Below are 14,360 nucleotides of genomic sequence, written 5' to 3' on the forward strand. Positions count from 1 at the left end.
CACCCCTTAATTATTTTAAATCAGGATTTACAATTTTAATTCCTTCTTTAGCAGATTTATAAATGTAATTAACAACCTTTAATATTTCAAGACCGTCAACGCCTCTTAAACCAACTTTTGCGTCTTTGTTGTCTCTTACACATTCCATAAAGTGTCTGATTTCTCCGATATAACCTAAGTTATATTTTTCGTCAACTGCAGGTCTTGACCAGCCTGTTGTAACTTCTGCTTTTTCAACTGTGTAGTTAGCGCCAGGGATAGAGTATAACTGAATTGGAGAAGAGAAGGTTAAGTCAACTGCCATTTTACCTTCTTTACCATAAATTTCAATACTGTCTTCCATACCACCACATGCTAAGTAGTTTGCTTCAAGCAAAGCACTTGTACCGTCTTTGAATTTAATCATAACAGCAGCCCAGTCTTCGCCTTCCATAGATTTATGCCACATATTGTTTTCCAAACCGCCTGATGTCATAGCAACAAGTTCTGTCCATTCATTGTTTTTCATAGCAAGCATAAATCCGATTGGATGACATCCTAAGTGAATCATACTTCCGCCGCCGCAGAACTGAATTTTCTGAGCGAATGGAGAGTGAGAACCACAGTGGCATTCTCTTGCTCTTACATATGTCTGTTCGCCGATTGCGCCTTCTTTAACAAGTTCTAATGCTTTGTTAAGTGCAGGAGCGAAAAGCCAGTCTTCAGCATAGTATAATTTTTTACCTGCTTTTTCTGCTGCTTCTAACATTTCTTTAGCATCTTCCAATGTTGTTGCAATAGGTTTTTCTGTAATAACATTTTTACCTTTTGAGAAAGCATAAACAGCGATGTCATGATGTAAAAAGTTAGGTAAGCAAATGTCAACCACATCACAGTCAACAGAATCGATTGCTTTATAAGCATCATCATAAACTTCTACATCTTCAAGACCGTATCTTTTAATAATATCGTTTGCTCTTTCGGTTGCTTTATCACAAATAGCAACGATTTTTGCAACATCTGTACATCTTGCATATCCGTCCATATGTAAGTCTGCGCTGAATGCTGCCCCAACAACTAAAACTTTTACTTTGTTTGCCATAACTTAAATCCTCCGATAATTAATTATTTTTTATTTTAGATAATATCATTTCCGTAACATCTTCAACCCTTTTTAAAAAGTCAATATCCTCTTTTAAAAAGTTTGACATAGTGTGCCTGTTTGAAAAATAAGAAAAGGTAAATGTCATAATGGAAAACACAACCTGATTTTCATCAGTATCTTCTTTAAACTCGCCTTTTTGTTTCCCCTCCGAAAGAACTGAATACATATAGTCTATAACCTTTGTTTTAATATCGGATAAATCCATTTCTTTAATATATTTACCCTCATTAAGATTTTCCCACAAAATAAGTTTGACATATGACGGATTGTTATTTAAAAACTCAAAATACATTTTAATAACATTTCCGATAGCCTCTTCACAGGTTTTATAAGGCGCAAAAATTTTACTTTCTGCATTTGTCATCTTTTTATATGCCTTGTGAAGAACTGCTTTATATAGTTCTTCCTTTGAAGAAAATTCTTTGTAAATAAGCCTTTTGTTAACACCTGACAAAGCGGCAATTTCATCTACTCTTGCCCCAAAGAGACCTTTCTTTGAAAAAACCTCTTCTCCTGCTTTTAAAACAAGGTCTTTGTTGGTGTTTTTATTAGTTTCGCTCTCCATTTTATCACCACCAGACTTCAAACAGAATTCTCCACAGTAACTATTTGGTTACATTGTAGCACCAAAAAATTTTTTTGTCAATAGAAAAATTTAAAAATGGCACCCTTAATTTCAAGGTAAAATAAGCCTTGCATTTTTTAAATTATATGCTATAATATATAGGAATAATATTGAAACGTTTGTATTTAAGAAAGTAGGCTTATAAAAAGCATCAGAGAGAAAATGCCGTTGGCTGAAAGCATTTTTTGTATTTTTTTAAGTTGAAGTTCGCTTAAAGAGTTCTCCATAGGAAATGATGGGGCGTAAATTCTGCGTTAAAGAAGTAAGCGTCAATTTTTATTGAAAATTGGGTGGTACCGCGGGTTTAATATGCTCGTCCCTTTGTTGGGGCGGGTATTTTTTTATATAATCTTAAAATTATGAGATATTTAAGAAAGGAATTTTAAAAATGATTAACAAAGTCAGCGAATTAAGAGAAAATCTGATTTCAAAACTTTTAGTTGTATCCGATATGGCCGAGATAGAAAACATAAGAGTTGAATTTCTTGGTAAAAACGGTCTCATTACAGGGCTTTTAAAAGGAATGAAAGACTTATCCATCGAAGAAAAGAAAGACTTTGGGGGAAAGGTTAACGAACTTAAAAATGAAGCAGGGGAACTTATCTTTAAGAAAATAAACGACCTTAAAGAAGCAGAAATCAAGGCAGAACTTGAAAAAATGCCTGAAATTGATGTTTCTGTTCCACTTGATTTAAAAAGAGGGTCTTATCATCCTATTACATTAGTTCAAAGAGAGTTGGAAAAAATATTTAAGTCTATGGGCTTTAATGTTGAAGATTACAGCGAGGTTGTTACCGACTATGAATGTTTTGAATCACTAAATATTCCAAAACATCATCCCGCAAGAGATATGCAGGATACTTATTATTTAACCAACGGTCAGTTATTAAAATCTCAGACATCTGCTGCTCAGAATGCAATTTACAAAAAATATAAGGATGCATTATTTAACGAGGGGATGCCAATTAAAGCAATATTCCCAGGAAGATGCTTCAGAAACGAAGCAACAGATGCTTGTCATGAAAACACCTTCTTCCAGATGGAAGGGGTAATGGTGGATAAAGATATATCTATTTCCAACCTTATCTTCTTTATGAAGAGAATGTTATCCGAAGTTTTTAAAAAGGATATAAAAGTAAGATTAAGACCAGGCTTTTTCCCATTCGTTGAACCTGGCTTTGAACTTGATATAAGTTGTCTTATCTGTGGCGGGGAAGGATGCCCTTCTTGTAAGCACTCAGGCTGGCTTGAACTTTGCCCTTGCGGTATGATTCACCCTGAAGTGTTAAAGGCAGGGGGAATTGACCCTGAAGAATACACAGGCTTTGCTTTCGGTCTTGGTTTAACCAGACTTGCAATGATGAAATACGGGGTAAAAGATATAAGAGATTTAAACAGCGGAAACTTAAAATCATTATCCCAGTTTACATTTGACGAATAGGAGGTAGGCTAATGTTATTATCAATGAATTGGATATCAGACTTTGTTGACTTAGAAGGTCTTGATAAATTAAAACTTATAAATCAGTTTTCTCTTTCTACTGCAGAAGTTGAAAACGAAATATTTTTTAAAGGCAGTGATATTTCAGGCATAGTTGTTGCCGAAATCAAAGAAGTAAACGACCACCCGGATTCAAAAAAACTTCATCTTTTAAAAGTTGATGCAGGAGACGGTGCGCTTACCGATGTTGTTTGCGGTGCTCCTAATGTCAGAGTGGGTATGAAAACTGCTTTTGCAAAAGTAGGCGCAAAAATAGGGGAAATAGAAATTGCTCCACGCGCTCTTGCAGGTTACACATCATACGGAATGTGCTGTTCTGAAAAAGAGCTTGGAATGTCTGACGATAACAGTGGTATTATGGACCTTCCAATAGAATTTAAAAACGGTACAGACTTAAAAGATATTTACGAAATAGAAGATATTGTTTTTGAAGTTGACAATAAATCTTTAACCAACCGTCCTGACCTTTGGGGGCATTACGGTATAGCAAGAGAATTTGCTGCTCTTTCAGGAAGAGAGTTAAAGCCACTGCCAAGTGTTGACTTATCTTTGTATAATAATCTTCCAAAAGTGGATATGAAGATTGAAGACCCTCTATGTTTAAGATATTCCTGTATTCAGGTTGAAAACATTACAAAAAATGTATCCCCTGTTAATATGAGAATAAGACTTTTCTATTGCGGTCAAAGATCAATAAATCTTCTTGCCGACCTTACAAACTATATGATGCTTGAAATGGGTCAGCCTATGCACGCATTTGACTCAAGAAAAGTTGAAAAAATAAGAATTAAAAAGTTTGACAAACCGTTTACTTTTAAAACTTTAGACGAAGTTGAAAGAAATATTGACGAAAATACTCTTATGATTTGCAACGATAACACTCCTGTTGCCATTGCAGGTATTATGGGAGGGTTAGAGTCCGAAATAGTTGAAGATACTACACGCCTTACTTTAGAATCTGCAACTTTTGATTCAGTATCAGTAAGAAAATCTACCGTTCGCCTTGCTCACAGAACTGATGCGTCAATGAGATATGAAAAGAGCCTTGACCCTGAAATGACAGTTCCTGCAATCGGAAGATTTTTAGATTTACTTCTTAAAATTGACCCTCAGGTTAAAGTTGTATCATCTCTTACTGACGAGTATGCTAAAAAATATGACGAAATCAACCTTGAATTTGATAAAGCATTTGTTGATAAATACACAGGTATCGAAATTTCAAATGAAACAATTTTAAATACTCTTAAATCTTTAGGCTTTAAGGCAGAATGTGAAAATGATAAATTTAGAGTATCTGTTCCAAGTTTCAGAGCCACAAAAGATGTTACAATGAAGGCAGATATTATAGAAGAAATTACAAGAATTTACGGTTATGATAATTTTGATATAAATACTGCAAAATCACCTTTATATCCTGTAAGAGAAGATATTGAGAAAAAGGATGAAGACAATATCAAGGATATTTTAGTTAAAAAATATTCTCTTCATGAACTTCATTCTTATATCTGGACATATAATGACGAATATAAGGCGTTAGGCATTGAAGTAGAAGACAACATAAAACTTTTAAATGCCACTAACCCTAACATTGAAACAATCAGAAATTCCATTATTCCTACTCAACTTTGCCAGATTAAATACAATACAGGCTTTTTACCGGAATTCGGCGTATTTGAAATAGGCAGGGTTATTGAAGGGCTTGATAAAGATAATATGTGCATAGAAAAGAAGAAACTTGCAGTTACTCTTTTCTCAAAAGAAAGCGATATTACCACTCTTTACCTTAAATTAAGAGATATAGTTGCTCTGTTATGCGACGAAATTAAACATCAGCAGGTTGTATTTAAAAAGGAAGAAGCAACACATTCTTTCGAACACATTAAAAACCTTAACGGAATTTATGTTAACGATATAAGGCTTGGAAAGATGGGAATTGTTCATCCTACTGTTTCTAAGAAGATTGATAAAAAGGCTTCCATTGTATTTTTTGAAATTGATGTGGAAGAATTTGCAAAACTTGATAATTTAAGTATTTCATACAGTGAACCATCCCGTTTCCCTGAAATGGAAATTGACCTTTCATTTATTACAGATAAGTATGAACCTATTGGAAAAGCAATAGAAAAACAGGCTTGTCCGCTTATTAAAAATGTAAAGGTAACCGATACTTATATAGACGAAAACGGAAAATCTATAACTGTAAGAATACTGTTTTCACACAGCGAAAGAACTCTTACAAGAGAAGAAGTTATGGAAATTGCAAACTCTATAATAAATGACCTTGCCAAAGAGGGAATAGAGCTTAAATCTTAAAGTAAAAAATATTTTTGATAATTATTCTAAAACTATTGAAATAGCATTATAAATGATATATTATAAGTAAAAAAGGAGGGCTTATTATGAGTGAAACAAGGTTAATTCCTAATTACAAAGAAGAAAAAGACCCAAGATATATTATTGATACGGTTTTTAACGCCTTGAAAGAAAAGGGGTATAACCCTATCAGCCAGTTTACCGGATATTTAATTTCGGGAGACCCTACTTATATTACCAGTCATAATAATTCCAGAGTTCTTATAAGTTCATTGGAAAGAGATGAAATATTGGAAGTTTTAATCAAGAATTATTTAGGTGAAGAATAATTTAAAAATTTTTAAGATACTTTGTATATTTAATAAGAAGAAAAGGTTGTGTTTTAAATGAAAGTTTTAATATGTTCAACAAAAGAATCTATGACCAATACCAGGGGAAATACAAATCCTGAATTTGTATTCTTCGGCGAAGAAAATATCAAAAAAGTTGAGAGTATGTTTGATGAAGTAATCTGGAACGAAACAGGCCGTCAGTTTACTACTGAAGAACTTATTGAAAAAGTTAAAGATGTTGATGCTGTTATTACATGCTGGGGAAGTAACCAGTTTACAAAAGAAATTCTTGACAATGCTCCAAAACTAAAAATAATTGCTCATCTTGCAGGTTCAGTTGCAAGACAAGTTACAGAAGATGTTTATGACAGAGGCATTAAAGTTATAGGCGCAAATGACACTCACTTCTCCGAATCTGTTGCAGAGGGTGCATTGGCTTATATGATGATGAGTTTAAGAGGATTAGACTCAATAGTTAAAATATTAGACGAACATAAAGACGAAGGTTGGGCAATAGTTAGACAAACTCCTGAAAGAAGAGGGGTTATGGACAGAACAATCGGTCTTGTTAGTTTTGGTGCTATTGCAGAGCATCTTGCAAGAATGCTTCAGCCTTTCCACTGTAAAATAAAAGTTTATTCAAGAGCAATTTCAGACGAAAAACTTAAACAGTATAATATGGAAAGAGCAAGTTTAGAAGAAATCTTCTCTACATGCGATATTATTTCTATACATACAGCATGGAATAAACATACTGAAAATATGATTTCAAAAGAACTTTTACAGATGATTAAAAAAGATGCACTTTTAATCAATACTGCAAGAGGTAAGGTTATAGACGAACCTGCTATGATAGAAGAACTTAAAACAGGCAGATTTAAAGCAGTGCTTGACGTGTTCTGGGAAGAACCTCATCCATACGTTCCAGGTGGGCTTTATGACCTTGACAATGTTATCGTTGTTCCTCATCAGGGCGGTCCTACTACTGACAGATACAGATGGATAGCAAATGACATTCTTGACGAAATCTACGGTTACTTAAAAGACGGTAAACCTCTTAAGAGTGAAATTCCTAAAGAACGTGCTATCAATATGACAATCTAAAGAAATATTTAAAACCCCTGAAATGACTTGAATCATTTCAGGGGTCTTTTAATATTATTCATCAGTTCCAAAAAGGCTTATCTGTGTTTCTTCGCTTTTCTGGAAACATCCAACAGCAGGAATATTTTTTGTTCTGTAATAATCAGGCTCTTTAAGCCTTGTTTTTGAAAGTTCTACAATTCGCTTTAGTTTTGCTCCTTTTTTAAGAGTCATAACATTAACCCCTGCAGAGTTCCTTGTTGCTTTAGGGCTTATACTTAAACTGTTAAATACCAAAATTTTTCCTATGTTTGAGTACATTACCATATCGCAGTCTTCACTTAAATAAATAATCTTACAAAGTTTATCTTTTAAGCTGAAACTATTGATAAGTTTTTTACGGTTTGCCTTTGTTTCGTAAGACTCAAGTGGAATTTTTGCAATTTTTCCGTTTTCAAAGGCAAATAAAAACATTCCTTTATATTTATAACTTGGGAAAACATCTATAATTTCTTCGTCTGCTTCACATTCTAAAACGCTCTTTAGATATTCGCCCATCTGGCTTAACTTACAGTCAGGAATAGTGGAAATCTTAAGTTTATATACATTTGCTTTGGATGAAAAAACAATAAGTTCGCCAACATTTGTTTCGTCAAACTCTTTTATTACCTTGTCATTTTCCTTTAACTTATGCTCTCCTCCTGCACGAAGGGATACCAAAGGAATTTTCTTTAAATAGCCCTCTTTGGTAAGATAAATCTTTAAGTTATAGTCTTCTACTGCTTCTTCCTTAGAATATGTTTCCACACTGTCAGACGAAAGTATCTGGCTTTTTCTTTCCATACCGTATTTTTTCTTAATCTCGGTAAGTTCGCCTATTATAAGTTTTTTAATTAACTTAATATCGCCTAAAAGTTCGTTTAATTCTTCAAGTTCCCTCTTTAGTACATCTATATCGGCAAGACGGGTTAAGATATAGTTTTTATTAAGGTTTCTTAATTTTATTTCTGCAACATATTCTGCCTGAACCTTATCAATACTAAACCCTTTCATAAGGTTTTCAACAACCTGATTGTCGTCTTCTGTGTTTCTTACTATATCAACTGCTTTATCAATATCAAGAAGAATTTTCTTCATACCGTTTAAAAGATGCAGCCTTTCACTTTTAACGCCTATTTCATATCTTGTCTGGCGTTTTACGCACGAAATTCTAAAATCGCTCCACGCTTCGATTATCTCTTTAACACCTAACACCTGAGGCATTTCGTTAACCAAAATGTTAAAGTTACAAGGGAAACTGTCTTCAAGCGGTGTCATTTTAAATAATTTTAGCATAAGTGCATCAGGGTCGGTTGATTTTTTAATATCAATAGCAAGTTTTAAACCCTTGATGTCCGTTTCATCCCTTACATCGTTTATCTCTTTAATCTTACCTGCCTTAACAAGTTCGATTATTTTTTCCATTATTATTTCAATGCTTGTTGTGTAAGGAATTTCGGTTACTTCTATTATATTATTCTTCTTATCATACTGGTATTTTGCTCTTAGTTTAAAACTGCCTCTGCCTGTTCTTAAAATTTCTTCCATCTGCTCTTTTTCATATATAATATACCCTCCTGTAGAAAAGTCAGGGGCTTTTATATATTCCAAAATATCGCAGTCAGGATTTTTAAGGTAATTAATAACTGCATCACACACTTCGGATAGATTAAAACTTGAAATGTTAGACGCCATACCTACTGCAATACCCTGATTTGCATTAACCAAAACAGTCGGGAAAGTAACAGGAAGTAAAACCGGCTCTTTCATTGTTCCGTCATAATTATCTGTAAAATCAATGGTATCTTTATCTATGTTTTTAAAAATTTCTGCACAGATCGGTTCAAGTTTTGCTTCGGTATAACGGGGTGCAGCAAACGCCATATCCCTTGAGTAAACTTTACCAAAGTTCCCCTTTGATTCAACCAAAGGATGAAGCAGGGTTTCATTACCTCGGGTTAGACGCACCATAGTTTCATAAATTGCCATATCCCCATGCGGATTTAACTTCATAGTCTGCCCTACAATGTTTGCAGACTTTGTTTTTGTACCTTTTAAAAGACCCATTTTATACATTGTGTATAAAAGTTTTCTGTGGGAAGGTTTAAAACCGTCAATCTCAGGAATTGCACGGGAAATAATAACGCTCATTGCATATGGCATATAATTTGTTTTAAGTGTTGATACAATAGATTTTTGAGTATAATTCATACTTATTAACTGATATCAAGATATTCCATATAGTCCATACCGAAATCTCTGATATAATCCTTCCTTCCTTGAATATTATCTCCTAAAAGAAGTTCAAACATTTCCTGAGTAGTTTTTGCATCGTCAGGCATAACTTTTATAAGACGCCTTGTTTCAGGGTTCATTGTGGTTTTCCACATCATCTCAGGGTCATTTTCGCCCAGCCCTTTAGAACGCTGGATGGTATATTTGCCTTCGATTTTATCTATAATCTCATTCTTTTCTCTTTCGTTATAGGCAAAAAATGTGTCCTTGCCTGATGTAATCTCAAAAAGAGGGGACTCTGCAATATACACCTTTCCCTTTTCTATCAATGTTGGTGCAAGACGATAAATCATAGTTAAAATAAGAGTTCTTATCTGGAATCCGTCAACATCGGCATCGGTACATATTATAATCTTGTCCCATCTTAGTTTATCAATGTCAAAAGCAGATAAGTCTTTTGTATGCTTAAGATTTATTTCAACTCCGCATCCTAATACTCTCATTAAGTCGGTTATAATTTCGCTTTTAAAAATCTTGTCATATTCGGCTTTTAAGCAGTTTAAAATCTTACCTCGAATAGGCATTATAGCCTGAAACTCTGCATTTCTTCCCTGAACGCAAGATCCCTTAGCCGAATCACCTTCCACAATGTAGACTTCTCTTTTTTCCACATCTTTTGTTCTGCAGTCTACAAACTTATTTACCTTATTTGTTATATCTATTTTGGATGTAAGTTTTCCTTTTATATTAAGTTTGGCTTTTTCTGCATGTTCTCTACTCTTTTTATTTATAAGAATCTGCTCAACTATTTTTTCTGCTTCTTTTGGGTTTTCCACAAAATAAATTTCAAGTTGCTCTTTTAAAAAGTCGGTCATAGCATCCTGAATAAATTTATTGGTAATTGCCTTTTTAGTCTGATTTGCGTATGAAGTATAGGTGGAAAAAGAGTTGGAAACAAGAACTAAACTGTCTTCAATATCATTAAAGTTAATTTTCGAGTCGTTCTTTGTGTATTTGCCAACCTGTTTTATCTGTTTATCAATAGCATAAACAAAAGCATTTCTTACTGCCTTGTCAGGAGAGCCTCCATGCTCTAAGAAACTTGAGTTATGATAATATTCTAAAAGATTGATATGATTATTAAAGCAAAATGCAAAGTGCATTTTAACCTTATAGTCCTGTTTATCGCTTCTGTCTTTCCCCATCCTTTCGCAGGAAATGGAATGAATAGAAGTAAACTCTTTATCTTCGTTTATCTCTTTTATATAATCTATAAGCCCGTCTTTATATTGAAAATCAAACTGCTCAAAACTTCCGTCTTCTTTTTCGTTAAATAATTTAAAAGTTATACCAGGGTTTACAACTGCCTGTTTTTTCATAACAGTTATAAAATATTCAAGTTCAATATTTATATCGGTAAATACATCTAAATCAGGAAGCCATCTTATTATTGTTCCTGTTTTTTTATCTTTTGGCTCGTGTTTTTTAAGCCCTCCGATATTTTCGCCCTTTTCAAAATGAAGGGTATAAAGAGTGTTATCCCTTTTAACAGTAACATCCATATATCTTGAAGAATACTGTGTTGCACAACTTCCAAGACCGTTTAAACCTAAAGAAAATTCGTAGTTTTCCCCGTCAGTATTGTTATACTTACCACCTGCATAAAGTTCGCAGAATACAAGTTCCCAGTTAAATCTTTCTTCAACAGGGTTGTAATCAACCGGTATACCTCGCCCATGGTCTTCAACCTCAATGGAATGGTCAAGATATCTTCTTACTTCAATTACTTTTCCGTAACCCTCTCTTGCTTCGTCTATTGAATTGGAAAGTATTTCAAAAAAAGCATGTTTGCAACCTTCGATATCATCCGAACCGAAAATAACTGCAGGTCTTTTTCTGACTCTGTCTGCCCCTTTTAAGGCAGAAATACTGGAATTACCATACTCTTCTTTTGCCATAATTTCCTCCGTTAACATTAAAAAATATCCTTATATAGTAGTATAACATAACTTAAAACACAAAATCAAGGGTTTTTAACATCTTAAAAAAGAGACTGTTCATAAAGTTGATACTTTTTGAACAGTCCTTTATTCGTTCATATGGAGATAGGTAAAAATGTTTGGAATGGACAAACTTAGCCAAAGTTTTACTTTGGGTTACCCGACGCTGTATGAGATACAGCGAGTGGCTAAGTTTGTTCATAGCAAAAAGTTTTCAATTCCAAAGATTTTTAAGTTTCTTAAAAATCTTTACCTTTTTACAATTACCCTTATATATTATGAATATTTAAATATTTAATTTTATTTACTTTTTGCGTTCCAGACTTTTTTAACATCTCCAATTATTTTGAGTCTTTTAGGGCTGCCTGTGCTGCCGCAAGTCTTGCAATAGGCACTCTAAATGGTGAACATGACACATAGTCAAGACCGATTTTATGACAAAATTCAACTGATACAGGGTCGCCACCGTGTTCACCGCAGATACCACAGTGAATTTCAGGCTTAGTTCCCTTTCCTAATTTAATTGTCATTTCCATAAGTTTACCAACGCCTGTCTGGTCAAGTTTGGCAAACGGGTCATTTTCGTATATTTTTTTATCATAGTAAGCGTCTAAGAACTTACCTGCATCGTCTCTTGAGAAACCAAAGGTCATCTGAGTTAAATCGTTTGTACCGAAACAGAAGAAGTCTGCTTCTTTTGCGATTTCGTCTGCTGTAAGACACGCTCTTGGAATTTCAATCATTGTACCCACTTCATAAGAAAGGTCAATTCCTGAATTTTTGATTTCTTCATCGGCAGTAGCAACAACAATATCTTTAACATATTTAAGTTCTTTAACTTCGCCTGTTAAAGGAATCATAATTTCAGGCTTAACTGCCCAATGAGGATTCTCTTTTTTAACATTTATTGCAGCACGGATAACTGCCTTTGTCTGCATTTTTGCAATTTCAGGGTATGTTACACTAAGTCTGCAACCACGGTGCCCCATCATAGGGTTAAATTCGTGAAGGGAAGCAATAATTGCCTTTATATCTGAAACAGATTTACCCTGTGCATCGGCAAGTGCCTTGATATCTGCTTCTTCAGTTGGAACAAACTCGTGTAAAGGCGGGTCTAAAAATCTTATTGTAACAGGGTTTCCTTTTAACGCTTTATAAAGTTCTTCAAAATCGCCCTGCTGATAAGGAAGAATTTTTTCAAGTGAGCGTTCTCTTTCTTCCAAAGTATCTGCACAAATCATTTCTCGAAATGCTGCAATTCTGTCAGCCTCAAAGAACATATGCTCTGTACGGCAAAGACCGATACCTTCTGCACCAAGTTCAACTGCTTTTTTAGCATCATAAGGTGTGTCTGCATTTGTTCTTACCTTAAGTGTTCTTACTTCGTCTGCCCACTGCATAATAGTTTTAAATTCTCCAACTATTTCTGCGTCAACAGTAGGGATAATACCATCATATATATTACCTGTTGAACCGTCTATTGAGATATAATCTCCCTCTTTATAAGTTTTTCCTGATAGAGTAAACTTTTTGTTTTCTTCATCCATAATTATATCGCCGCAACCTGATACACAGCAAGTTCCCATACCACGGGCAACAACTGCAGCGTGAGATGTCATACCACCTCTTACAGTTAAGATACCCTGAGCCGCTTTCATACCGGTTATATCTTCAGGAGAAGTTTCAAGTCTTACCAATATAACCTTTTCGCCTTTATTATTCCAAATTTCAGCATCTTCTGCAGTAAATACAACCTTACCACACGCAGCACCAGGAGATGCGCCCAAGCCTTTTCCCATAGGAGTTGCAGATTTTATTGCTTTTATATCAAACTGAGGGTGTAAAAGTGTATCAAGGTTTCTTGGGTCAATCATTGCAACAGCATCATTTTTATCTATCATTCCCTCTTCTACTAAATCACAGGCAATTTTAAGAGCCGCTTTTGCAGTTCTTTTACCGTTTCTTGTCTGAAGCATATATAATTTTCCTGCCTGAATGGTAAATTCCATATCCTGCATATCTCTGTAATGGTCTTCTAAAGTTTCGCAAACTATATTAAACTCTTTAAACGCTTCAGGGAATTTATCAGCCATTTCACAAATAGGCATAGGAGTTCTGACCCCTGCAACAACATCTTCCCCCTGAGCATTAACTAAAAATTCGCCCATAAGACCTTTTTCGCCGGTAGCAGGGTCTCTTGTAAAGGCAACACCTGTTCCGCAGTCATCTCCCATATTACCAAATGCCATCATCTGAACATTTACTGCTGTACCCCATGAATAAGGGATATCGTTATCACGACGGTAAACATTTGCTCTGTCATTATCCCATGAACGAAAAACTGCTTCAACAGCGCCCATAAGTTGTTCTTTAGGGTCGGACGGAAAATCTTTTCCGATTTTCTTTTTATATTCTTCTTTAAATTTACCTGCAAGGTCTTTTAAATCGTCGGCAGTAAGTTCAACGTCTAACAAAACACCTTTTTCTTCTTTCATTTTATCAATGAGTTCTTCAAAGTATTTCTTTCCGACTTCCATAACAACGTCAGAATACATCTGGATAAATCTTCTGTAACAGTCCCACGCCCAACGAGGATTACCGCTTTTTGAAGCCATAACTTCAACAACTTCTTCATTAAGCCCAAGATTTAGAATAGTATCCATCATACCAGGCATAGATGCTCTTGCACCTGAACGAACAGAAACAAGTAAAGGGTTTTCCTTATCACCGAATTTCATTCCGGTAATACCCTCCATCTTGTCAATATATTCCATAATTTCTGCCTGTATCTCATTATTTATAACTCTACCGTCTTCATAATATTTAGTACACGCCTCGGTTGTAACTGTAAACCCTTGAGGTACAGGAAGACCGATTTTGGTCATTTCTGCAAGGTTAGCACCCTTTCCTCCCAAAAGTTCACGCATTGAAGCATCACCTTCGGAAAACAAATAAACATATTTTTTTGCCATAATATGTTTCCTCCTATGTTTAAAATCTAATATTTCCATATTTTAACACAAATTGCACCTTAAGTAAAGGAAAAGATAAAAGATTTTGAATTTCATTACTATAAACACTTGAAAATC

The 14,360-nt window shown here is 34.5% G+C and carries 9 protein-coding genes and 1 other annotated feature; of the genes, 4 read left to right on the forward strand and 5 right to left on the reverse strand.

Annotated elements, in window-relative coordinates:
* Window positions 1–10 precede the first annotated feature (10 nt).
* Window positions 11–1,081, reverse strand: a complete 1,071-nt coding sequence (locus IKZ35_05925; protein ID MBR4893493.1) for a Gfo/Idh/MocA family oxidoreductase — start codon at window positions 1,079–1,081, stop codon at window positions 11–13.
* A 19-nt stretch (window positions 1,082–1,100) separates the two neighbouring features.
* A complete protein-coding gene (locus IKZ35_05930) occupies window positions 1,101–1,709 on the reverse strand; it encodes a TetR family transcriptional regulator (protein MBR4893494.1) in 609 nt (202 codons plus the stop codon).
* A 172-nt stretch (window positions 1,710–1,881) separates the two neighbouring features.
* Window positions 1,882–2,093 (forward strand) — a binding site (T-box leader).
* A gap of 64 nt (window positions 2,094–2,157) precedes the next feature.
* Between IKZ35_05930 and pheS the strand changes: the two genes are divergently transcribed.
* The 4 genes from pheS to IKZ35_05950 all read left to right on the forward strand — a co-directional run bounded on the left by pheS (window position 2,158) and on the right by IKZ35_05950 (window position 7,018).
* Window positions 2,158–3,210: a phenylalanine--tRNA ligase subunit alpha gene (gene pheS / locus IKZ35_05935; protein ID MBR4893495.1), complete on the forward strand. Its 1,053-nt coding sequence runs from the start codon at window positions 2,158–2,160 to the stop codon at window positions 3,208–3,210.
* A gap of 11 nt (window positions 3,211–3,221) precedes the next feature.
* Complete coding sequence (gene pheT, locus IKZ35_05940) at window positions 3,222–5,582, forward strand: phenylalanine--tRNA ligase subunit beta (protein ID MBR4893496.1); 2,361 nt, start codon at window positions 3,222–3,224, stop codon at window positions 5,580–5,582.
* Between the two features lie 86 nt (window positions 5,583–5,668).
* A complete protein-coding gene (locus IKZ35_05945; protein MBR4893497.1) occupies window positions 5,669–5,911 on the forward strand; it encodes an IreB family regulatory phosphoprotein in 243 nt (80 codons plus the stop codon).
* A gap of 57 nt (window positions 5,912–5,968) precedes the next feature.
* The gene (locus IKZ35_05950) at window positions 5,969–7,018 is read left to right on the forward strand and encodes a hydroxyacid dehydrogenase (protein ID MBR4893498.1); all 1,050 of its coding nucleotides are present in this window, start codon (window positions 5,969–5,971) and stop codon (window positions 7,016–7,018) included.
* Window positions 7,019–7,072: 54 nt separating this feature from the next.
* Here IKZ35_05950 and IKZ35_05955 read toward each other — a convergent pair whose 3' ends face one another.
* The 3 genes from IKZ35_05955 to IKZ35_05965 all read right to left on the reverse strand — a co-directional run bounded on the left by IKZ35_05955 (window position 7,073) and on the right by IKZ35_05965 (window position 14,243).
* Window positions 7,073–9,247 carry a topoisomerase IV gene (locus tag IKZ35_05955; protein ID MBR4893499.1) on the reverse strand — a complete coding sequence of 725 codons (2,175 nt, stop codon included), beginning with the start codon at window positions 9,245–9,247 and terminating at the stop codon, window positions 7,073–7,075.
* Between the two features lie 5 nt (window positions 9,248–9,252).
* Window positions 9,253–11,229, reverse strand: coding sequence for a DNA topoisomerase (locus IKZ35_05960; GenBank protein MBR4893500.1), 1,977 nt, complete (start codon window positions 11,227–11,229; stop codon window positions 9,253–9,255).
* Between the two features lie 383 nt (window positions 11,230–11,612).
* Window positions 11,613–14,243, reverse strand: a complete 2,631-nt coding sequence (locus tag IKZ35_05965; GenBank protein ID MBR4893501.1) for a pyruvate, phosphate dikinase — start codon at window positions 14,241–14,243, stop codon at window positions 11,613–11,615.
* Window positions 14,244–14,360 lie beyond the last annotated feature (117 nt).

The organism is Clostridia bacterium (genome assembly GCA_017554615.1).
Classification (GTDB): Bacteria; Bacillota; Clostridia; order UMGS1840; family HGM11507; genus SIG450.

Coding starts and splice junctions, on each gene's coding strand:
- pheT (MBR4893496.1), top strand. CDS start 3,222: ATGTTATTATCAATGAATTGGATATCAGACTTTGTTGACTTAGAAGGT.
- IKZ35_05965 (MBR4893501.1), bottom strand. CDS start 14,243: ATGGCAAAAAAATATGTTTATTTGTTTTCCGAAGGTGATGCTTCAATG.
- IKZ35_05925 (MBR4893493.1), bottom strand. CDS start 1,081: ATGGCAAACAAAGTAAAAGTTTTAGTTGTTGGGGCAGCATTCAGCGCA.
- IKZ35_05945 (MBR4893497.1), top strand. CDS start 5,669: ATGAGTGAAACAAGGTTAATTCCTAATTACAAAGAAGAAAAAGACCCA.
- IKZ35_05950 (MBR4893498.1), top strand. CDS start 5,969: ATGAAAGTTTTAATATGTTCAACAAAAGAATCTATGACCAATACCAGG.
- IKZ35_05955 (MBR4893499.1), bottom strand. CDS start 9,247: ATGAATTATACTCAAAAATCTATTGTATCAACACTTAAAACAAATTAT.
- IKZ35_05960 (MBR4893500.1), bottom strand. CDS start 11,229: ATGGCAAAAGAAGAGTATGGTAATTCCAGTATTTCTGCCTTAAAAGGG.
- IKZ35_05930 (MBR4893494.1), bottom strand. CDS start 1,709: ATGGAGAGCGAAACTAATAAAAACACCAACAAAGACCTTGTTTTAAAA.
- pheS (MBR4893495.1), top strand. CDS start 2,158: ATGATTAACAAAGTCAGCGAATTAAGAGAAAATCTGATTTCAAAACTT.